Origin of the sequence: Kordiimonas lipolytica (assembly GCF_042651265.1) — a bacterium.
GTDB classification, from domain to species: Bacteria; Pseudomonadota; Alphaproteobacteria; order Sphingomonadales; family Kordiimonadaceae; genus Kordiimonas; species Kordiimonas lipolytica.
The window spans coordinates 557,784-579,365 of the sequence record NZ_JBHSCR010000001.1; the positions used below are offsets into that span (position 1 = coordinate 557,784).

A 21,582-nucleotide genomic window follows, 5' to 3' on the forward strand; every position below is an offset into this window, starting at 1 on the left:
TATCTGTTGGCCCGTCCCCGCCCAGATCTGGCATCGGCACCATGCATCTGGTCTGGGTCCGCAATTTGGCAGCCGCCTGCCTACCGTGCGCCCAGCATGACCGGACCAAGGGTGTTTCGGTTTCTCAATGAAAAAGGGTCGCTGGACGCGCATGGCTGGGACAATCCCGCTAAAGCCAAGCTTTGGCGCTACAACCAGCATTACTTCGATGACCTGAACGCCGAAGGAGCGGACTCGCGCGGAGCGTGGCATCAGGCGCTGATAACCGACTGGATTGCAGCCAACCCGCCAGGCCAAGGTTCGGGCTGGGAGCCTTATCCTACTTCGCTGCGCATTGTGAACTGGATCAAATGGGCGCTGGCTGGCAACACCCTAAATGAGGCCGCACAGCACAGTCTTGCTGTCCAAACTCGCTGGTTGATGCGTCGGCTGGAATGGCACCTGCTCGGCAACCATCTTTTTTCCAATGCGAAAGCGCTTATTTTCGCCGGCTTTTACTTCGATGGACCGGAGGCCGCTAATTGGCGCAAGCAGGCTATGGCGATCTTGTTTCGTGAGCTGCCTGAACAGATACTTCCCGATGGCGGCCATTTCGAGCTGTCGCCGATGTACCATGCCCTCGCTGTGGAGGACTTGGCGGATATAGTGAACTTGATGACGGCCTATGGTTCCAGACTTTCTGCCGCCGAACAGGCCTTGGCGCGTGGCTGCGCTGCGCGGTTGCCGGGAATGCTTCGTTGGCTCAACATTATGTCGCACCCGGACGGCAAGATCTCTTTTTTCAACGATGCAGCCTTTGGCGTCGCACCGGAGAATGACTGTCTTCATGCCTATGCCGCGCGGTTGGGAATTTCTGTCGCTCCGTTGGCGCCAGGACTTACGTATCTAGTTGACAGTGGTTTTGCTCGCATGGCGCGGGGATCAATCGTGGTCCTCTGTGATGTAGGCCGTATAGGACCGGATTATCTGCCCGGTCATGCCCATGCCGATACACTGTCCTTCGAGCTTTCGCTCGGCACAGAGCGCGTGATTGTTAATTCCGGCACCTCCGAATATGGTACGTCTGCTGAACGCCTGCGCCAGCGCGGAACATCTGCGCATTCGACTGTCCAAGTCGGCAATGAGGATTCTTCGGAGGTTTGGAGTGGATTTCGCGTGGCGCAGCGCGCTAGAGTCTATGCAGTAGAGGCCAATGAAACCCGCGAGGCGCTAATTCTCGCGGCCCGACATGATGGTTACACCCGCCTGCCCAGAGGCCCGCACCACAGCCGTTCATGGCAGCTCACTGATACAACGCTGCGTGTCGTTGACCGGCTGGAGCCAGCCGCAAAGGGTGTAGCACGGTACTACCTACCGAATGGCGTCATCGCAGAGGCTACGTCTTCAGATGCTGGTACGCTGCGCCTGGCTTCGGGCCGAGTGCTGCGTTGGTACGCCGCCGGCGCTACTGCCAATGTTGAGGATAGCACCTGGCATCCTCGCTTCGGACTAAGTTTGCCTAGCCAATGCTTGTCCCTCGCTTTCACCGGGGACTTGACCTTCGATCTCACCTTTGACCCTGACTTTGCCTGATGCATATTCTATTTCTGACCGATAATTTTCCACCAGAAACCAACGCTCCGGCTAGCCGCACCTTTGAGCATGCATGCGAATGGGTGAAGGTCGGGCACCGAGTCACGGTAATTACCTGCGCTCCGAACTTTCCGAAAGGCCAGATTTTTGACGGTTATCGTAACCGTTTCTGGCAACAGGAAGAAATGGCAGGCATCCGCGTTATTCGCGTCTGGAGCTACGTGACAGGCAACGAGGGCTTCGTCCTGCGCACGCTTGATTTTATAAGCTTCATGCTTTCCGGGTTTCTCGCCGCGCTTTTTGTCAGAAAGCCGGACGTGATCATAGGCACCTCTCCTCAATTTTTCACGGCAGTAGCAGCTTGGGCGGCTTCTGCCGTGAAGCGCAAACCATTTGTTTTTGAGCTGCGTGACATCTGGCCGGAATCGATCCGAGCCGTAGGCGCAATGAAAAACAGGCGTATACTGGGCTTGCTTGAAAAGCTGGAGGTCTTCCTATATAGCCGCGCTTCAGCGGTGATTTCGGTTACCCACTCATTCAAGAGAAATCTGATGGCGCGTGGTATCGACGGCGATAAGATTTTTGTAGTAACCAACGGTGTCGACAGCCGCCGTTTCCATCCACTGTCCAAGGACCCCACTTTAAGCCAGAAACTTGGTATCGAGAACTGTTTTGTCGCCGGCTATATTGGAACGCATGGAATGGCGCATGCGCTAGACACGCTACTTGATGCGGCCGCAATCCTTATGAACGACCCAGCATCGGCAAATATCCGTCTCCTATTGCTAGGGGATGGCGCTGAACGCGAAAGATTGAAGGCACGAGCGAAACAGCTGGGTCTAAGAAATGTTATTTTCTGCGCTTCAGTGACAAAGGAAGAAGTGGTTCGCTATTGGTCAGTGCTAGATCTCGCAATTATTCATTTACGCCGATCAGATCTCTTTACTACAGTGATTCCTTCTAAGTTGTTCGAGTGCATGGGCATGGGCATTCCGATCATTTTGGGAGTTGAAGGCGAGTCTGCTGAAATCGTCCGTCAGGCCGGGGCTGGAATAACCATCGAACCAGAGAATGCCAAGCAGCTTGCAGACCAAATTAGAATCTTGGACAAAGAACCTTGCTCACTTCAGCAAATGTCTTCGGCGGGGGTTGCTTCGGCAAAGGGTTTTGATCGAGTGGCACTAGCTCAATCAATGCTGAACTTCATTCACAAAGTCGTTAAATGATTAGATCTCACTTTTATAAAATTTCTGGTAGTTAGAATCCGCAAGTAACACTGCTTTTTCCCTTCCTGCCCAATAGATCACATGGAGTTCCGCTTTCCTAGCCTTGTTGGGCAACCCTTGTGTACCCGCCCATAAATTAGAGTCACCAGCGACTTTTACTTCACCAATCGTTTTCAGCTGGCCACCTGCATCAAATCGATCAATCAGGAGGCGCTGCTAGCAACTGGGATCTCGTCGATACCGCGCCCATTCCTCAAGCTTACCCGCCGCTAGATGGCTGAACCTAGGGGTCACCGTATTCATGCGGTATCCGTCGACATAGAGAACGAACGCGGCCGTCAACCAACTTGATCAAGGCATGCTGACTACCTAGGTCACTGTGATTGTTAAAGCCACCTCCATATGCAGACCAGTTCCACCCTATACCCAGTGCGAACCAATAAAGCTGATCAGCATCTCAGTGGGCGCTCGAGCTCCATCTCGGCAAAATAGCAGGACCTTTTGGCTTGTCTCAGTTCTATGTTCTTGCTTTCAAGCACCTTCAGTCTGTCGGCAACCTTGGTCGGGAGACCAGATCTTTGGCGGCTATCAACCTCAGCCTACGTTATCTAACCATTCAAGGTTTGGGATACACGGCCAATCTTGCTGGAAATGAATACAATTGCTGCCAATAGGAACGAATTCTCGCCTTATGGCAAAAATACCATGAGGACCTGTATGATCACGGACTTTTGGTGCCTGCAAATCTAGCGGAGTGAGACAGAGACAAAATTTGTTTGGGTTTTGCCCATAATGGTCCTTCTTATTCAGAAGTTGGAGCTTCTAGCAATCCCAGGGCGGTTAAATTGATAGAGAGTGGGAGGAGACGCCGTTACTTAAAAAGGTATGAATAAGGGGAAGTACCGCTGATTTTCGTCGAAATGTGAAATGATTTTGCAGATAATTCGGTTGCATCTATTAGGAGACAAGCGATAGATGGATCGGATAAATGTAGTAGAGGTTCAAATGGTGCTTGGTAGTGGTGACACAAGTTGGTTTCTAGCACAGCTGAAACCAAACAGCTCCAAAATAGCCGAAAGGAATCTTAACCAACAAGGGTTTAAGACTTTCTTGCCAATGGAAGAACAAACACGGCAGTGCAATGGCAAGTTTGTCACCACTTTACGGCCTTTGTTCCCTGGTTATATCTTTGTGGCTTTTGATTTAACTCAGGGCCTTTGGCAGGCCGTTAATTCGACTTCAGGTATCACGAAACTAGTAAGGTTTGGAGAAAAACCAGCTGCAGTACCGCTAGATTTGGTCTCACAGCTCCTGCTTCGGTGTGACGACCAGGGAAAATTGCTACCTTTACAATCACTAACGCCAGGTGACCAAGTGACCCTTACTAAGGGGCCATTTGCTAACTTCCTTGCAGAGGTTGAAAAAATCTCCCCTAACCAGCGAGCTTGGGTTCTATTGGATGTTATGGGTAGCCACACCAAAGTTTCTGTAAGGTTGGATCATTTACGTTCAGCATGAGGGAGCAACAAAGCTGCTCCATGCACACAATTGGCAATCCATGCGCGTTCGAAGCTAGCGGACCGAAATCCGTTGGAGGGGGTGCCAAATAAATTCTTCTCTTGACTACAAAGGTTCAGTGGCAGTTAACTTGGGCTCGTTATGCGGGCAGCCTGCTATCATATATTTCAGAAAACAGACTGTTAGAATTTAGAATGAACCCTACGGCAGGTTAATAGGCCTGAATGCAAAAACATCAACAACTAGCTGACCTGAATAGTTCTTGTGATGCAATTTCTTTGTCTATTGTTAATACTTAGTCCCTTGCCCTTCGCAAGTGCCCGGCCAATTTGGCAATTGAGCTTTGTTTTACTCATGGGAATCACTTGTGTAATCTATTGCCTCTTCTTTAAGTCAACTGATGATCGCAAGTTGGCAAAGATATTCTACTTGCCAGTTGCTGCACTTCTTTGCGTGAGCTTCTGGGGTTGCGTGCAGGTCTTGTTTGGATGGTCCATTGCGCCCGAAAGTACGATCCGAACTACTATCTATTTGCTTAGTTATGTAGCTTTTTTCTTACTGGTTTTCTTAAAAATAAAAGGTACTTCTGCCGTGCCTATATTCTTCCGCTTTATAGGGCTGATCGTAACCGTTTACTGTCTTTATGGGCTAATTTTATATTTCACAGGCAATGAGAAAATATTATGGTATGATAGGTGGGCATTTAGTCAAGCGCTCTCGTCTACTTTTGTCAACAGAAACAGCTTTGCAGCGTACGCAGGCCTAGGACTGAATTGCTTAATAGCCTATTCTTTCTGGTTATTTAATGTGTCTACTCCCAAATTGTTTGGATTAAAGTCTAAACTCCTTGGCTTTTTCGCTCGACACCCGCATCAAGTTGTAATTCTCAGTCTAAGCTTGATAATTGTGTTTACTGCACTTCTGTTGACAGGATCCCGCGCGGGTATAATCAGTGTAGCTATAGCAATTATTTATCTTACGTTGAATCTGTCTTTTCGAGATATAGGCAAACGAGAACACATCGGTAACGTAAAATCCGTTAGCTGGGCTTTGCCGATTTTTTTTATAAGCTTCCTTGCTATTTTTGCGTTCAGCGGAGATATGTTCAAATACCGGATGAATGCAGGATTAGAAAATGACTATCGCTTCAAAATCTATCCTTTTCTGATGGAACTCACTCAAGAGGGCCCTCTCGTTGGGACCGGGCTTGGAACTTTTCCTGAAGTGTTTTCCGAGCACAGGAAGCCGGACCTTCATCGACATGTCGTAAGAGCTCATAATGACTATTTGGAAATTCTGTTAACCGCAGGCCCACTAGTTGGAGGACTGTTCATCATGCTTTTTTCTTTTTTTATTGTGAAACTAGCCTTCAATAGAAATATGTCTTTTACAATGGAGGTTTTCTCTGTTTGTTTTGTCAGTATAATGCTGCAAATAGCGCTCCATTCCAGTGTGGATTTTCCTCTGCAAATCCCGGCAATTGCTATAACCTTGTGCGGAGTTATGGGTGCGACAGCAGTGTTATGGTGCGAGCATCGACGTTAGAAGTACCCTAAAATAATTCTAGGCCCACTCTCTGGCCTAACTTGAGTTTTTTTAAAAGTGGCGGGAGCATTTGCGTACGGTTCAAAATATGCCACTGACCTCCTCCCCATAAATAGGGCCGTTTCTAAAGTTAGGATTTTCTGTAAAAAGATGATCAGGAGATCCCTTTATGAAGCGCAAAAGATTTAGCGAAGAACAGATCATTACGATCCTGCAGGAGCATGCTGCGGGGATGAAGGTTAAGGACCTCGTCCGCAAGCATGGCATCGCCGAGCAGACCTTTTACCGTTGGAAGTCAAAGTATGGCGGCATGGATGTGTCTGATGCTAGGCAGCTCAAGTCGCTGGAGGCGGAGAACGCTCGACTGAAGAAGTTTCTAGCCGATCAGATGCTCGACAACGCTGCCTTGAAGGAATTGCTTTCAAAGGAGTGGTAAAGCCCGCAGTCAGGCGCAAGCAGGTTCAGCATCTTGTCTCAGGCAAGATGCTGTCTGAGCGCCTTGCCTCTGGGCTTGTCGGCATATCAAGGTCGGCGGTTCAGTATAACAGCCGTCGTCGCTGTGATGCGTCCCTACGTCTGCGCCTCAAGGAACTGGCGGAACGTTACCCTCGCTATGGCTATCTGATGCTGCATGCTTTCCTCAAACAGGAAGGTCTGGTGCAGAATGTCAAACGGACCTACCGCCTCTATACGGAAGAAGGACTTCAGGTGCGGACGAAGAGGCGTCACAAGTTGCCGAACGTGCCACGCCAGCCGATGGCCCTACCATCACGGCAGTCTGAACGCTGGTCTTTGGGTTTTGTGTCAGATCAATTGGCGACAGGCTGGCGCTTCCGCACCCTCAATATTGTGGATGATTACACCCGCGAATGTGTCGGGCAACTGGTTGACACCTCCATCTCAGGCCAGCGTCTGGCGGGCATTCCTGGATGTCCTTGGCAATCAACATGGATTGCCACGGGAGATTGTTCTCGACAACGGCCCTGAGCTTACCAGCAAAGCCATGTTCCTATGGTCGCAGAGGACAGGCGTGAAGCTCAACTTCATCCAGCCAGGCAAACCTGTGCAGAACGCATTCTGCGAGAGCTTCAATGGTACCTTCAGAGACAACTGCCTCAACCAGCACTGGTTCATGAGCCTCAAGGAGGCCAGATCAGTCATCAATGAATGGAGAAGACACTACAATGAAGAACGGCCCCACAGCTCGCTCGGATACCAGCCGCCAGCGACCTTTGCAAAGCTACAGGCAAGGCGCTTCCAGTCGCCCCAAGAAGAGTCGCGGCTCCTTCCGCTAACTTGCCTGTAGCTGAGAAGGCTGTGGCATGATAGCCATCAAGTTCCTAACCTAGGAAATGGCCTCAATCCGGGGGAAAGGTCATGGTATGCTAGGGCATAAATATAGGTGCTGGATCGACTATAGGGATGGGGGCGATGGTGATCCGCCCAGATACCACCGTTATCTGAAATCCGGCCAAAGAATTGATTAAAAAGAAATAAAGTACATATTTCTTTGGGCCTTTACATCTACATCAAGGCGGTGTCCAATGATTGGACGGGCTGCAGAAGGCCAACGCCAATCAAAAACACAAAAAAGGTTCCACAGATAATCAGTTGAACCTAGGGCTCAGGTCATGCTGGAAGTGGCGTAGATTGATCGAAAAATGTTCTAACCAACTAGGTATTCCTTCATCTCGCTGTCTGGTTCCGACAGTATGGCCATCCATAAAATAAGGTCGTTGTCGCGAACATACTGGCGTAGCTTCTGCCTGTCCCACCTGTAAGCCATTCCGAGTTGGTCTTTAAGCAGGTCAACGTCTTCATCGGTCATATCCTGATAAAGGATGACACCCAAGTGGACACGCTGAATTAGAATGAAGGGTTCAAACCGCGCTGTGGCGATAGATGTTCGCCATGTATTTAGGCCTTCTGGGAAATTTCCGAGCATCACATTTGCCGTTGCAACACGAAACCAGGCGAATGTGTTAAGGGGTGCCATTTTGAGGCCTTTTTCCGAAACCTCTATCGTCAGGGCGGCATATTTTTGAGCTTCTTCAGGGTCAGCTGCTGAGCGTGCTCGGTAAAGGTATGAAGATCCCAAGTCCAGATAAGCATCAGGTAGTTCAATAATGCCAAGAGCATCGAGCCTGGAGTTTTCGAGAACCTCTAGGTCTTGCTCAGAGACAGTTTCGCCTGCATTCACCCGGTGCAAGATAGGCGTGCCGGGCACGAGCATCAATTCATGCAGAAAACGGGGTACGCCAATCACAATGAGTGTAATGCTAGACACCAGCATAAACCCAGGAATGAACCAGCGATTAAATTTATCTTTGATTGAGGTCATTGCATTTGAACCGGTATCTTAATGATACATCCCCTCAAGCGTGTCCCTGTATATTTCGCTCACTACATGACGCCTCAGCTTTAGGGTTGGTGTCATCTGTTCATTCTCGATGGTGAAGGCCTCGCCGGCAATCGCAAACTTGCGCACTTTCTCCAGGTTCGATAGGCGCTTGTTCACGCGCGCGACCGCTGCGTCCATCGCTTTCTTCAGGTCCTTGTCGTGCCGCAGCACATCAAGGCCGCCTTCCTTGCCATTTTCCTTCGCCCAGTCCCTGAGCCATTCCGCGTCTGGCACAATCAGGCCCACCAGGTGTGGTTTGCGGTCGCCGTAAACCATCGCCTGCGCGATCTCATCCTCAAGGGCCAGCATGCCTTCAATGCGCTGCGGCGAGACATTGTCGCCGCCGGCGTTGACGATAATGTCCTTCTTGCGGTCGGTGATCTCCAGGTGGCCGTCCTCGTCGAACCGGCCCACATCGCCGGTATGCAGCCAGCCATCAACAATGGTTTTGGCCGTGGCTTTCTCGTCGTGCCAATAGCCCTTCATTACCAGCTCACCGCGTACCAGGATCTCGCCGTCCTCGGCAATCTTGACTTCAGTGTTGCTAAGCAACGTGCCCACGGTGTGAATTTTTGGCGCGGCCGGTGGATTCACGGAAATGATCGGGCCGGATTCCGTCTGGCCGTAGCCCTGCAGGAGCGGCAGCCCCAGGCTCATGAAAAAGGCGCCCACGTCTGGCGCGAGCGGTGCACCGCCCGAGACGAGCGCTTTCAGGCGCCCACCAAACTGTTTCTTCACTTTGCGCCGCACCGTCAGGTCGAGGAACTTGTTTTCAAGCGTTTCCTTGAGCGTCAGGGGCTCTTCGCCTTTGAAGGCCTTGGTGCCAAGCTCAATCGCCCGGTTGAAAAGCGCTGCTTTCCGGCCGCCGCCCTTCAGGATGCCGCGGCTGATACGCGTGCGCAGCATCTCGAAAAGGCGCGGCACCACCACCATGACCGTTGGGCTGGCTTCCGCCATATTGGCCGCCAGCTTATCAAGGTTTTCGGCGTACCAGATTTCTGCACCGATCGTGAGCGGCCAGCACTGGCCAGCTGTGTGTTCATAGGCGTGGCTGAGCGGCAGGAATGACAGGAACGCGTTGTTCTTGAGCCCAAGCTCATCGAAGACGATCGCAGCGGCCTCGCTATTGTGCAGGATGGCGCCGTGGTGGATCATCACCCCCTTGGGCGCCCCGCCGGTGCCGCTTGTGTAAATGAGGCAGGCGATATCATGGCGCGACACGCTTTGCGCCAGGCTGCGGTATTTGGCGATATCCGGCGTTTGGGTGTCTACCACCTGGGCCCAGTGATGCACATTCACATTCACTGCCTGCTCAAGCTTCACCTCGTCGATGGTGATGCAGTGCTCAAGCTCGTCCGACTGGTGGGCGGCCTTGAGGAAGGTCCGCGCGAGCGCTTTTGTGGACACAATCGCCGCCTTGGCTCCTGAGTTTTCGAGAATGTGCAGATAGTCTCGCGCCGTATAGGTGGTGTAGGCCGGCACACTGACAGCGCCAAGCGCCATCACGGCAAAGTCAGCCATCAGCCATTCGGGCCGGTTTTCTGAAACAATCACCACCCGGTCGCCCGCACGTACGCCGAGCTCTTCAAGGGCGCTGGCCAGCTGACAGACTTTCTGGGCCACTTCGCCCCAGGTCTGGGTTTGCCACTTGCCGTCTTTCTTGGCGTGTAGAAGTGGCTTTTTTTCAAGCACACTGGCTTGGTCAAAAAACATTGCTGTCAGGCTTTGCCACTTTTTGATTGGGCATTCTGGTGCTGACATGGCGCGAGTCCCCTTTTTATTGTCCCCCCACAGGTAGCTCTTTGTTGCGCAAAAATTCTATTCCCGCAAGTCTGAACGGCCTCACATCGGCGTCAGAACAGAAGTGACAGCGTTGGCAAGCGGGCTGTTAACGAATAATCTACGAAAAAGTCGTCTACTGAGTCCGATCTTCCTTGCCAGCACAGATTTTGGGTGCCATTAGGGAGGGAACGGGCCGCTGCATATTGCAGGCGGTTTACCTTACGGTTTAGCGAATTGTTGGCCATGAACGGCACACGAAACGACATATCCGATAACGAGCCCAGCGATGCTGGCGTCCAAGACGACTTTCATGGTGAAAAGGGAGCCGATGGCGACGAGCGCCGTCTGCACCTCCGGGCGTTTGACTATTGGCATTCGCTGAAAGGCGATAGTGAGTTTCCCCTGTTCTCGCAGCTGACGCCGGAAGGCCTTGCCCCATACCGCAACAACAGTCTGCTTCTGGAATTTACCGAAGGCGGCGCCACCGTGCGCTATATCGGCAATAACGTGGGCCTGCTTTTGGAAGAACCTATCCTGAAGGGCACCAACCTGAACGCCTTCCCGGATTCCGCTTTTGCAAGCGCGCTTCTTGGCCAGTTCGAAACGGAAGAAGGCCGCACCCGCGCTGCTGAGTTTGAGTTCATCGAAGATCTTCTGGACTGCCGCGGCATCATGCTGCCTTTCAGCCATTCCGGCGATGTGGCGCATTTCGCCATGGTGGTGGTGAACTTCCGCCGCCGCGAAGGCGTGGAGCACGGCGAAACCTATGACATGAGCGAAGCTGTGGGTGCATGCGAGCGCGCAGCCAGCAGCGTCGCGCACCTGGATGGTGGCAGCCGTTCCAGCCTTTATGAAGCGCTTGCGGCCGCGCTCAAGCTCTATGAAGAAGGTCAGGCGCATCCGGATGCTTATACTGCCCTTCTGCGAGAGGCGGGCCTGAAGGCGCAGAAACGTGCGCCCTATACGCCGGCGCTCAAGATCACCTTCGGCAAGGACTATGACAAAACCCGGCTGACGGAATATGCTTCTGCGCTGGCTTATGCCGTGCGCCAGGGTGAAACGTCAGAAACCGTCGCAGCGTTCCTTGAGAATGAGCCCGGCGGCATCAAAGGATGTGTGCGGCGGGAACGTTCTGCCCGGCGCGGCCAGGTTGGCAGTGCCGCAGAGCGTAGGCAGGCGGAGGCCGCAGCCCTGGTGAGTAACGTCCGGGGGGTATCGCTTGATGACCTCTCTTCAGATAAAGAATTCAGCCTTGTGATAGCACGCCCAAAAGAAGGCGGCGGTCTAGAGGCGGTGGGCCTGGCGGATGTCGGGCAAAATACGGTGGACGCCATTATCAGGCGTTTTGCCGACAAAATAAAATAAGACCATGAAACCAGGCCCGGTAGGGTTGTGAAGGGACCAATATAGTGACTACGGATGAGCAACGCGCACAAGTCATGGCGGAGATCGGCCGTTTGGCCATGGAAACCATGCCCGGCGAATCCTTTGAAGAGTTTGAGAAATTTCTGACGGGCTTTTATGCCCAGGGTCCCGACGACCTGATGAGCGCGGATCCGGAGACGCTTTTTGCCATTGCCCACAGCATGTGGGACATGGCAGCGAAGCGCCCCTCAGGCACGCCGCTGATCAAGGTTCTGAACCCGCGCGGCAAGAAGGGCTCCTGGTCCAGCCGCAACACGGTGCTACAGATCGTCAATGATGACATGCCTTTCCTTGTGGATTCGATCACCGGTTGCCTTGCGGTTACGCTTCATTACCGCATCCATATGATGCATCACCCGATCCTGCAGGTTGCCCGCGACGATAAGGGCGTGCGCCTAGCGTCTGGCGAAGATGCTGCCAATGAATCCTACATGTTCATTGAGATCGACGCCCAATCGGATAAAGCTGCGCTGCAGGAAATTGAAGATACGCTCAAAGCCACACTCGCGGACGTGCGGGCGGCAGTGAGCGACTGGCGTGCGATGCTGGCGAAAATCGACGAGACGGTCGCCAGCCTGACGGTGAACCCGCCACCGATTGACAATGAAGAGGTCGAGGAAACTATCCGCTTGCTGCGCTGGCTTGGGTCAGACCATTTCACCTTCCTCGGTTTCCGCGAATACCGGTTTGACGGTGACCCTGCCACCTTCGACTTCAACCGGGTGGATGGGTCAGGCCTTGGTATCCTGCGTGACCCGGCGCGGAATGTCCTGCGCGACAAGGACGGCTTGACGCCTATGTCACCGGAAATCCGGCACTTCCTGACGCATCCTGAGCCGCTCATCATCACCAAGGCGAACGTGAAATCCACGGTGCACCGCCAGTCCCATATGGACTATATCGGTGTGAAAATCTTTGACAGCGAAGGCAGGGCCATTGGCGAACGCCGCTTTGTCGGTCTCTTCACTTCGCTCTCCTATAACCAGTTCACCACCGATGTGCCGATCGTGCGCAAGAAGGTTGCGAATGTGCTGGAGCGGTCCAAGTTTGCCCAGCGGTCCTATGCCGGCAAGGCGCTTGCCCATATCCTTGAGACATTCCCGCGGGACGAACTGTTCCAGGTGTCTGAAGACTGGCTGTTTGAAACATCCATGGGCATCCTGCAGCTGACAGAACGCCCCCGCCCGCGCACCTTTGTGCGCCCGGACAGGTTCGAACGCTTTGTCTCGGCGCTCGTCTATGTGCCGCGTGAAAACTATAACTCCGGCCTGAGGATCGCGATCGAGGAAATCCTGTGCAAGGCCTATAACGGTGAAGTCTCGGTTTATTATGCCAACCTCTCTGAGGAAGCACTGGCGCGCTGGCACTTCATTATCCGGACCCGCCCGGGCGAGGTGCTGAAGCCTTCCGAGGAAGACATCAACGCTGCGATCGCAGAGGCAGCACAAGGCTGGATGGACCGCCTTCATTCCGAGCTTGCGAACCGGATCGGTGAAGAGCAAGGGAACAAGCTGCATCACGAATATAAGAACCGCTTCACCGTTGCCTACATCGAGGCCTTCACGCCGGCACAGGCGGCTTATGACGTTCAGAAGCTCGAAGACGTGCGCGGCAAGGATGATGTGCGGGTTGATTTCTACCGTCACCTTGATGACGGCGCCAATCACTACCGACTGAAAATCTATCACGGCAGCCAGTTGATCGCGCTTTCAAGCTGTATGCCGGTGTTGGAAAACATGGGCTTCAAGGTGCTATCCGAGCACTCCTATGAAGTGTCTGGCAAGGTCACGAGCTATATTCATGATTTCGCGCTCGACCGCCCGGAAGGCAGCCCGTTCGGGCTTGAGCGCCTCAAGCCGCTGGTGGAAGACCTGTTCATCAAGGTTTGGCACGGCACCATCGAGGACGACGGCTTCAATGAACTGGTGTTGACCGCCGGCATGCGCTGGGACGAGATTGTGATCCTGCGGGCTTACGGCAAATATCTGCGCCAGCTCGGCATGGGCTATACCCCGGAATATATCGCTGACACGATGGTGGCCAATGCCGAAATTTCGGCTCAGCTAGTGGCGCTTTTCAAGGTGCAGTTCGACCCGGCTTACGAAGGCGCGGACCGCGAAACCATGGCCCAGAATATCGTGACCGACCTCAGGTCTTTGCTAGAGGCCGTCACGAGCCTGGACGCTGACCGCATCCTCAGGGCCTACGGCAATGTGATCCGGGCCACGCAGCGCACCAACTTCTATCAGGAAGGCGTTGTGGACCGTCAGGACGAGCGCGCGCTTGCTTTCAAGATCCGCTCGCGCGAGGTCAATGAGATGCCGAAGCCGAAGCCTTTTGCCGAAATCTGGGTTTATTCGCCCCAGGTGGAAGGGGTGCACTTGCGTGGTGGCCCAGTGGCCCGCGGCGGCCTTCGCTGGTCTGACCGGCGCGAGGATTTCCGCACCGAGGTGCTTGGTCTTGTGAAAGCGCAGCAGGTGAAGAATGCCGTGATCGTGCCGCAGGGCGCGAAGGGTGGCTTCTTCCCGAAACAGTTGCCGCCGATGAGCGACCGGGAAGCCTTCATGGCGGAAGGTGTGGCCTCATACCGGTCCTTCATTTCAAGCCTTCTTTCGGTCACCGACAACCTGAAGGGCGCCAAGGTGAAGCCGCCGAAAAGCGTGGTGCGCCGCGATGGTGACGACCCATACCTGGTGGTGGCGGCCGACAAGGGTACCGCGACTTTCTCTGATATTTCGAACGGCATTTCCGAAGGCCAGGGCTTCTGGCTTGGGGATGCTTTCGCGTCCGGTGGTTCGAACGGCTATGACCACAAGAAGATGGGCATCACCGCCAAGGGGGCCTGGGAAAGCGTGAAACGCCATTTCCGCGAACTGGGTGTCAACACCCAGAAGGATGAGTTCACGGTTATTGGTGTGGGCGATATGGCGGGTGACGTATTCGGCAACGGCATGCTGCTGTCGAAAACCATTCGCCTGCAGGCGGCCTTCAACCATATGCATATCTTCCTGGACCCCAACCCGGGTGACGCGAAGGCCAACTGGAAAGAGCGCAAGCGTCTGTTTGACCTGCCGCGCTCAAGCTGGGCGGATTACGATACGAAGCTTATTTCCAAGGGCGGCGGCATTTTTGAGCGATCGGCCAAGTCCATCTCCCTGTCACCAGAGGTGAAAGAGTGGCTGGGCGTTGAAGCGGACGCCATGACGCCGACCGACCTGATCAACCGTATCCTGAAGGCGGAAGCCGACCTTCTGTGGTTCGGTGGGATCGGCACGTATGTGCGTGCCACGACCGAGAACAACGCCCAGGTGGGCGACCGCGCGAACGACGGGCTCCGCGTTTCAGCGGATGAGCTAAAGGTGCGGGTGATCGGCGAAGGCGGCAACCTGGGCATGACCCAGAAAGCCCGGATCGAATTTGGTCACAAGGGCGGCCGCCTTAACACCGACTTTATCGACAACTCGGCTGGTGTGGACTGTTCGGACAAAGAGGTGAACATCAAGATCCTTCTGGCCGATGCGATCGCCCGCGGCAACCTGACCCGCGAAGATCGTGACGACCTCTTGGTTTCCATGACCGACGAAGTGTCAGACATTGTCCTCTCGGACAACTATTTGCAGACTCAGGCTATTTCGCTTGCGGAAGTGAATGCCCGCAATGCCCGCGAATATCATCTGGGCCTCATTCGGGCGCTTGAGCGCGATGGTGGGTTGGACCGCGAGATCGAAGTGCTGCCGTCCGACGAGGGCTTTGCGGAACTGGCCGCCAACGACCGCGGCCTGACCCGACCCGAGATTTCGACCCTGATGGCTTACGCCAAGATGTCACTCTTCGATATCCTGGTGAAATCCAAGCTGATTGACGACCCAGTGATGCAGCCAGAGCTTGAGTGGGGTTTCCCGACTGTGCTGCGCGACAGGTTCGCCACCGAGCTCAGTGAACATCGCCTGCGCCGCGAGATTATCGCAACCGTGCTGGCAAACGAAGTGGTCAACTGGGCGGGCCTGACCTTCGTTTACGAAGTGAAGGAAGAAACAGGCCTGGGTGTGGAAGATATCGTTGCCGCCTTTGTGGTGGTGCGCGAAATTTTCGGCCTCAGGGATCAGTGGGAAGCCATCAATGACCTGGACTATAAGGTTACGGCAGGCACGCAGTATGACATGCACCAATCGGTGTCCGACAGCCTGAAGACACAGGTAATGTGGGTGCTCAGGAACATGCCGCGGCCAATCAACATCAGCGAAATGGTTGAAGCCTTCAGGGAGCCGGTCAAGGACCTGTTTGCGATCAACCAGTCGATCCTTTCTGAACCTGCACAGGAAGCTTTTGTCTACCGCCGCGATGCCCTGAAGGCCATGAAGGTGGGTCACGATCTGGCGACCTTCGTGTCCGGTTTTGAGGTGCTGGTGTCTGGCCCGGATATCATCCAAGTGGCCAAGAAGGCCAAGAAGCCGGTTGATTATGTGGCTGCGGTTCACTTCGCGCTCGGTGATGAGCTTGGCTTCGATTGGCTTCGCCAGCGGGCTGACCGTATCACGCCGGAAGATCACTGGGACCTCTTGTCCATCCGGTCCGAGCTTGAAGACCTGTCTGACCAGCAGCGTGATCTGGTGAATGCTGTTTGCATGGGTGCGGGCGATATGACAGCCAAGCAGGCCACCAAGGCCTGGGCCAAGGATCAGCAGACCCGGATCATCCGCGCCAAGCGCCTGGTGGAAGATCTCAGCTCATCTGGTGGCCTGACGGTTGCGAAACTCAGCTTCGCGACCCGTCACCTGCGCTCGATCCTCAGGTAACAGGGCACATAGAGAAGCAAGAAAAAGGGGCTGCCGGTTGTTCCGGCGGCCCCTTAGTTTTCAGCGGGGATATCAGCAGCCTTTGAAGGAAGCGGTGCTGACCTGCTGAGGGAAGTGGTATCAATTGGGGTTCAGGAATCGTCCTTTTCCCCAATCCTCCAAAGTATTCAGGATTTCTTCACGCGTGGTCATCACGAACGGGCCATAGCGCGCAATGGGTTCCCCAATGGGGGCGCCTGCAATCATCAGGAAACGGGCACCCGGCCGGCCTTTAACTGTGACGCTGTCGCCGTCCGATAGGATCGCAAGCGTGCGCGTGGGGAACGATTGCCCTTTGACCGACAAACCACCCTGGATGCCATAGAGAAAGGCTGTGTGGCCCTTTGGCACGGGCAGGGTTGCCTCTTCGCCGGTCAGTGTGATGTCCCCGTAAAAAGGCTTAACCGCAATATCGCGCACGGGGCCCTCATGGCCGTTCAGGTCGCCGGCAATCAGGTGGGCTTCATAGCCGTCGCCAGATACAGTCGGGATCTCGTTCTTCGAGACATCCTGATACCGAGGCGGGATCATTTTTTTCGCCCCCGGCAGGTTGACCCACAGCTGGAAGCCGCGCACGTCCTCGCCGCTTGCCACAGGCATCTCCGAATGGACAATGCCGCGACCGGCGGTCATCCATTGGGCATCGCCCGGGCCGATGACGCCGCTGTTACCGCTTGTGTCGCCATGCCTCATCTTGCCCGACAGCATGTAGGTAACTGTCTCGAAACCCCGATGGGGGTGTTCGGGGAAGCCCGCACCCCGCGCGTCTTTCGGCAATTCCATTTCATCAAGCAGAAGGAAAGGGTCCAGGTTCATCAGACCCTTGCGGCCGATGCTCCGGTGAACTGTCACGCCCTGGCCTTCAGCCATGGCCACGGCCTCAAATAGTGTTTTGATCTTGCGATTCATCGCTTGTCTCCCAGGCCTTCGTTATAATCAGGCCTTCGTTATAGCCAGTCACGGCCATGAGGGGCCGAGAGGTCAATTTCGGGGCCCACGGGCACGATGCCAGTGGGGTTGATGGTTTTATGGCTGGCGTAATAGTGGGTCTTGATATGATCCATATGCACGGTCTCGCGCACGCCTGGCATCTGGTAGATCTCCCGTACATAGGCGGACAGCTCCGGGTATTCCTTCAGCGTGCGGATGTTGCATTTGAAATGCCCCACATAGACGGGGTCGAACCTTACCAGCGTGGTAAAGAGGCGAATGTCAGCCTCGGTAAAGCTGTCGCCGGCCAGATAGCGGTTCTCCGCAAGATGGCCTTCAAGCCAGTCCAGTGTCTCAAACAGCGGTACCACAGCCTCTTCATAGGCTTTCTGCGTTGTGGCGAACCCGGCCTTGTAGACGCCGTTGTTGACTGTGTCATAGATGCGGTCGTTGAGGCTGTCGATCTCGGTCCGTAATGCATCTGGGTAATAGTCGCCTTCCGCCGCACCAAGGCCGTCGAACGCGGTTGAGAACATGCGGATGATATCAGCGCTTTCGTTCGATACGATGGTCTCATTCTTCTTGTCCCACAGCACAGGGACCGTCACCCGGCCGCTGTAGGCAGCGTCGGCGCGGGTATAGATCTGGTGCAGGAAGTCTGCGCCATAAAGCGCGTCGCCCGTGCTGCCGTCACTTCCATCAAACGTCCAGCCGTTCTCCAGCATGGTCATGCCCACAACGGACACGTCGATCATGTCTTCAAGGCCTTTGAGTGCGCGAACAATCAGCGTCCTGTGCGCCCACGGGCAGGCGTAGGATACGTAAAGATGATAGCGCCCGGCCTCTGCCTTAAAGCCGCTATCGCCGGTGGGGCCTGCGGCACCGTCGCTGGTGACCCAGTTCCGGAACTGGCTCTCGCTGCGCTTGAATTTGCCGCCCGTTGATTTGGTATCATACCATTTGTCGTGCCATTCGCCGTCGATCAGAAGTCCCATTTTGTGCCTCCATTGTTGTTAGGGCAAAGATAGGGTTTTCGGTGCATGCCTTGTAGGAGGCTATCGCCCAAGGCAGCGTTGCAAAATTGCGAACGCCGCTGAGGTTGAATCACGGGGTTTAATCATGGGGTTTAACCATGTTCAAAGGATTGCCTGTTAGGTTATGCTGCTGTGATCACATGATAGGGAAGGATGCCTGTGGCCGCATTGTGCCGAAATCTGATCCTGGTGCTGTTGGCCTGGGCCTTTTGTATGCCTTTGGCTTCGGGCGCGGCGCAGGCAGACACTTCTTGTCTGCGCATGGGCGTGATCTTCAGGGCGGAAACGGTCTTGCAGGTCAAACAGGCGGCCCAGCGAATTTTCGACAAGGCAGGCCTGTGCCTGGAGCTGGTTGAAATGCCGGTACGGCGTGCCGAACAGATGGTCCTGCATGGAGGACTGGACGGCGAAATACTGCGCACCGCCCTGTGGGTAGAGCAGCACAAGGAAGATGTTATTGCCGTCCCGACACCGTTTTTCGAAGACCATATGATGGCAATAAGCCTTGAGGCGCGGCAGCTTCAAATTCAGGAGATGAATGACCTGCGGCCCTACAAGGTGGTGATTGCGGGTGGTCATCGCTGGGCGGAAGCAAAGCTGGCGGCGCTGGGCATTGAGCCGGTGAAAACAAGTTCCGCCAGCCGGTATCTGGAGCTTTTGCACATTGGCCGTGTAGATGTAGGCTTGATGGAAGAAAGCCTCGTGGCGCTCATTTCCAATAAGCAGGGCATTGCCCTGCAGCGTCTGGAGCGTCTGCCCTACTATACGGTGCTGCGCCGCGACCATGAGGCATTGGTGCCCCGGCTCGATGCGGCGCTCAGGTGGGCGCGGGGGACCTCACAGTCTGATGCGCGGGATCAAACCTCGCAGTGATTTTCAGGGTCGGCGAACCAATCGGCCATGAAGTCGATGAACAGCCGCACCTTGAGCGGTAGCAGGCGGCGTTCGGGGTAGAGTGCGTAAAGGAATGATGGGGCCCTTGGGACGTCCTCAAAGAGTTTGACCACCTTGCCGTCCCGGACGGCGTCTTCAAGGAAGAAATCCGGCAGGGTTGCGATCGCCACACCTTCAATCGCCGCCGCGAGTTGCATGAGGCCGGAATTCGATGTCACCTGCCCGGTAACGCGTACGGCGCGGGCATCACTGCCTGTGCCGAACCGCCACTGTTTGGCCGCCTCCACGTTCGAATAGAAGACACAGTTATGGTCCTTCAGGTCTTCGGGTGTTTTGGGCGTGCCGTGTGCCTCAAGATACGCGGGGCTTGCCACCACATGATGGCGAATATCGCAGATATTGCGGGCGATCAGGCTGGTGTCTGAAAGCTCTGGCGCGATCCTGAGGCCAAGATCAAACCCGCCCCCAATGATATCCACCCGTTCGTCGGTCAGGCTCATCTCAAGCTTCAGGCCCGGATGCTGCCGGGCAAAAGCCATCAGCGGGGAACCCAGCTTGAGGTCGGCGAAACTTCTGGGGGCTGTGAAGCGGAGCGTCCCCACCAGATTGTCGCTGGTGTGCTTCACCGCCTGGGCGGCGTCTTCCACATCATCCAATATTCGGATGCCGCGTTCATAGAACAGAGCGCCCTCGTCTGTGGGCGTCACGCCCTTTGTGTTGCGCGCCAACAGCTTGACGCCAAGCCCGTCCTCAAGCGACTGGATGCGCCGGCTCGCGACCGATTTGGTGATATGCAGCGCCTTGGCGGCGGCCGTCAGGTTACCTGCCTCAACGGCGCGGCAGAAGGTGCGGATGGCTTGCAGGTCCATGATGGTCTCGTTTGTTATTGCGAAACGATTTGCTTCTGATGGTGCAGAAATGTTGCGTACGGCGCAACAACAAACCCGGTTGTCGGGGAAGAATTATTGAGAGGCTTTCTTGCTGCTATAGATCGCAAGACCTGCAAACAGGCCAGCGACCCCAAGTGCCGCGAGGGCCGCACCGATGCCCACCAACATCTGATTGCGGTTGCCGAGCCTCTCCGTGCTCTCGTGGGTGAAATCATATCGCCGTCTGCCACCTTCCACGGGGACTACAAACATCGTGCCGCGCCGCTCGATTGTTTTGATGAAATCATAGTCGAGGCGTGCCGATATTTCCGAAATGTTATAGACGGTTTGGTCTTGATCCCGAAAAGCATAGTCGAACAGATTGAGCGACTCCCCGTCCCGGATAACGCCGTAGGACCGGTAGTGTTGGTAATGATAGGTAATTGTCTCAGGCGCTATCAGTTCATGGGTGATGAGCCCGGTGCCAATGGCTAGTGCTGCAGAGGCTGCAATAGCAACATGCATGGCCAGCTTGGATTTGCGTCTTGTGTGCTGCGCTAATCTGTCCCGTACCTGCTTGATCTCTTTCAGGCGCAACAGCTCTGCATCATCGACCTCACTACACAGGGTGGAAAGATCGATAGCGTAGACCTTTAGGATGGCATCGAAGACATCCTCTGCTGGATAGTTCCGGCCATTCTCCAGTTTAGACAGATAGGACTGTTCCACACCGATCGCTTTGGCAGCCTCCGGCTGGGTCCAGTTCAGCCGATCCCGTGCGACTTTGATATAAGCACCGAATTTCATTGTTTCCCCCAATCGATAACATCATGAAAATACGGCCTTATTCTTCCGCAGTCGTTCCATGAATGCGAGGCGAATATAGACGAATTACCATGCATAATCCAAGAAAGCTGACGGCTATCCGGGGCGGGATACAAAAAAACCGCCCCGGATGAGGGCGGTTTTCTGAATTCTTGGGACTGGAAGGTGCGCTTACTTGGGCGCGATCACCATGATCATCTGACGGCCTTCCATTTTTGGCCGCGCCTCGATCTTGGCTTCTTCTTCCATCTCACCGGCTACCTTGTTGAGGACTTGCATCCCCAACTCCTGGTGCGCCATCTCACGGCCACGGAACCGGATGGTTACTTTCACCTTGTCGCCCTTGGCGATAAACTGGTGAATCTTCTTCATCTTGGTTTCATAGTCATGGACATCGATGCCGGGACGCATCTTGATTTCCTTGACTTCCTGGGTCTTCTGGTTCTTCCGTGCAGCGTTAGCTTTCTTCTGCTGCTCGTACTTGAACTTGCCGTAGTCGAGAACCTTACATACAGGGGGTTCCGCATTTGGCGAGATTTCAACCAGGTCAAGCCCGCTGTCGCGCGCGATATCCATCGCCTGCGCTGTTGAAACAACACCGTGGTTTTCACCTTCTGCTCCGATCAAGCGTACTTCGCGTACCCGGATTTGATCGTTCACGCGCGGCCCTTCCTGTTTGGGTGGCGCCGCAAATTGCCCTCTACGTATGGTCAGTTCTCCTATATC

General features: G+C 54.6%; 14 protein-coding genes and 1 pseudogene. 8 read left to right on the plus strand and 7 right to left on the minus strand.

From position 1 onward, the window contains the following. Positions 1-96 precede the first annotated feature (96 nt). From ACFO5Q_RS02665 to ACFO5Q_RS02685, 5 genes and pseudogenes are all read left to right on the plus strand, one after another. Positions 97-1,572 (plus strand): heparinase II/III family protein, encoded by a 1,476-nt coding sequence (locus ACFO5Q_RS02665; RefSeq protein ID WP_197421109.1) that lies wholly within the window; start codon positions 97-99, stop codon positions 1,570-1,572. After that, positions 1,572-2,798 carry a glycosyltransferase family 4 protein gene (locus ACFO5Q_RS02670; protein ID WP_068148430.1) on the plus strand — a complete coding sequence of 409 codons (1,227 nt, stop codon included), beginning with the start codon at positions 1,572-1,574 and terminating at the stop codon, positions 2,796-2,798. The genes ACFO5Q_RS02665 and ACFO5Q_RS02670 overlap by 1 nt, the downstream gene beginning before the upstream one ends. A 975-nt stretch (positions 2,799-3,773) precedes the next feature. Continuing rightward, entirely contained in the window at positions 3,774-4,316 is a 543-nt protein-coding gene (nusG, locus tag ACFO5Q_RS02675) for a transcription termination/antitermination protein NusG (protein WP_197421111.1), read from the plus strand. 411 nt (positions 4,317-4,727) lie between these two features. Then, positions 4,728-5,861, plus strand: coding sequence for an O-antigen ligase family protein (locus ACFO5Q_RS02680; protein ID WP_197421113.1), 1,134 nt, complete (start codon positions 4,728-4,730; stop codon positions 5,859-5,861). Between the two features lie 169 nt (positions 5,862-6,030). Next, positions 6,031-7,167 (plus strand): annotated as a pseudogene (locus ACFO5Q_RS02685) (IS3 family transposase). Between the two features lie 360 nt (positions 7,168-7,527). Here the strand turns inward: ACFO5Q_RS02685 and ACFO5Q_RS02690 are convergent. Both ACFO5Q_RS02690 and ACFO5Q_RS02695 read right to left on the minus strand, forming a co-directional pair. After that, on the minus strand, positions 7,528-8,202 hold the full coding sequence (locus ACFO5Q_RS02690; RefSeq protein WP_068148438.1) for a tetratricopeptide repeat protein: 675 nt from the start codon (positions 8,200-8,202) through the stop codon (positions 7,528-7,530). Positions 8,203-8,220: 18 nt separating this feature from the next. Next, positions 8,221-10,023: an AMP-dependent synthetase/ligase gene (locus ACFO5Q_RS02695; RefSeq protein WP_068148442.1), complete on the minus strand. Its 1,803-nt coding sequence runs from the start codon at positions 10,021-10,023 to the stop codon at positions 8,221-8,223. A 264-nt stretch (positions 10,024-10,287) separates the two neighbouring features. Between ACFO5Q_RS02695 and ACFO5Q_RS02700 the strand changes: the two genes are divergently transcribed. Both ACFO5Q_RS02700 and ACFO5Q_RS02705 read left to right on the plus strand, forming a co-directional pair. After that, entirely contained in the window at positions 10,288-11,409 is a 1,122-nt protein-coding gene (locus ACFO5Q_RS02700; protein ID WP_068148445.1) for a PAS domain-containing protein, read from the plus strand. Between the two features lie 44 nt (positions 11,410-11,453). Beyond that, positions 11,454-16,265, plus strand: a complete 4,812-nt coding sequence (locus tag ACFO5Q_RS02705; protein ID WP_156431973.1) for an NAD-glutamate dehydrogenase — start codon at positions 11,454-11,456, stop codon at positions 16,263-16,265. A gap of 120 nt (positions 16,266-16,385) precedes the next feature. Here the strand turns inward: ACFO5Q_RS02705 and ACFO5Q_RS02710 are convergent, their stop codons facing one another. Both ACFO5Q_RS02710 and ACFO5Q_RS02715 read right to left on the minus strand, forming a co-directional pair. After that, on the minus strand, positions 16,386-17,213 hold the full coding sequence (locus tag ACFO5Q_RS02710) for a pirin family protein (RefSeq protein WP_068148450.1): 828 nt from the start codon (positions 17,211-17,213) through the stop codon (positions 16,386-16,388). 38 nt (positions 17,214-17,251) lie between these two features. Continuing rightward, a complete protein-coding gene (locus tag ACFO5Q_RS02715; protein WP_068148453.1) occupies positions 17,252-18,229 on the minus strand; it encodes a glutathione S-transferase family protein in 978 nt (325 codons plus the stop codon). 198 nt (positions 18,230-18,427) lie between these two features. Here ACFO5Q_RS02715 and ACFO5Q_RS02720 point away from each other — a divergent pair, with 198 nt between their 5' ends. Beyond that, a complete protein-coding gene (locus ACFO5Q_RS02720; RefSeq protein ID WP_231727260.1) occupies positions 18,428-19,141 on the plus strand; it encodes a substrate-binding periplasmic protein in 714 nt (237 codons plus the stop codon). On the opposite strand, the gene ACFO5Q_RS02725 is transcribed toward ACFO5Q_RS02720, so the two are convergent. From ACFO5Q_RS02725 to infC, 3 genes are all read right to left on the minus strand, one after another. After that, positions 19,126-20,031, minus strand: coding sequence for a LysR family transcriptional regulator (locus ACFO5Q_RS02725; protein WP_068148460.1), 906 nt, complete (start codon positions 20,029-20,031; stop codon positions 19,126-19,128). The two genes, ACFO5Q_RS02720 and ACFO5Q_RS02725, sit on opposite strands and share 16 nt — an antisense overlap. 93 nt (positions 20,032-20,124) lie before the next feature. Beyond that, entirely contained in the window at positions 20,125-20,838 is a 714-nt protein-coding gene (locus ACFO5Q_RS02730; protein WP_068148462.1) for a helix-turn-helix domain-containing protein, read from the minus strand. Positions 20,839-21,027: 189 nt separating this feature from the next. Next, positions 21,028-21,516 carry a translation initiation factor IF-3 gene (gene infC, locus ACFO5Q_RS02735; protein WP_231727261.1) on the minus strand — a complete coding sequence of 163 codons (489 nt, stop codon included), beginning with the start codon at positions 21,514-21,516 and terminating at the stop codon, positions 21,028-21,030. Between the last annotated feature and the right edge of the window lie 66 nt (positions 21,517-21,582).

Bases quoted from the DNA above. Each gene is read 5' to 3' on its own strand.
- ACFO5Q_RS02665 (WP_197421109.1), top strand. From the start codon at position 97: ATGACCGGACCAAGGGTGTTTCGGTTTCTCAATGAAAAAGGGTCGCTG.
- ACFO5Q_RS02670 (WP_068148430.1), top strand. From the start codon at position 1,572: ATGCATATTCTATTTCTGACCGATAATTTTCCACCAGAAACCAACGCT.
- nusG (WP_197421111.1), top strand. From the start codon at position 3,774: ATGGATCGGATAAATGTAGTAGAGGTTCAAATGGTGCTTGGTAGTGGT.
- ACFO5Q_RS02690 (WP_068148438.1), bottom strand. From the start codon at position 8,202: ATGACCTCAATCAAAGATAAATTTAATCGCTGGTTCATTCCTGGGTTT.
- ACFO5Q_RS02695 (WP_068148442.1), bottom strand. From the start codon at position 10,023: ATGTCAGCACCAGAATGCCCAATCAAAAAGTGGCAAAGCCTGACAGCA.
- ACFO5Q_RS02700 (WP_068148445.1), top strand. From the start codon at position 10,288: ATGAACGGCACACGAAACGACATATCCGATAACGAGCCCAGCGATGCT.
- ACFO5Q_RS02710 (WP_068148450.1), bottom strand. From the start codon at position 17,213: ATGAATCGCAAGATCAAAACACTATTTGAGGCCGTGGCCATGGCTGAA.
- ACFO5Q_RS02715 (WP_068148453.1), bottom strand. From the start codon at position 18,229: ATGGGACTTCTGATCGACGGCGAATGGCACGACAAATGGTATGATACC.
- ACFO5Q_RS02725 (WP_068148460.1), bottom strand. From the start codon at position 20,031: ATGGACCTGCAAGCCATCCGCACCTTCTGCCGCGCCGTTGAGGCAGGT.
- ACFO5Q_RS02730 (WP_068148462.1), bottom strand. From the start codon at position 20,838: ATGAAATTCGGTGCTTATATCAAAGTCGCACGGGATCGGCTGAACTGG.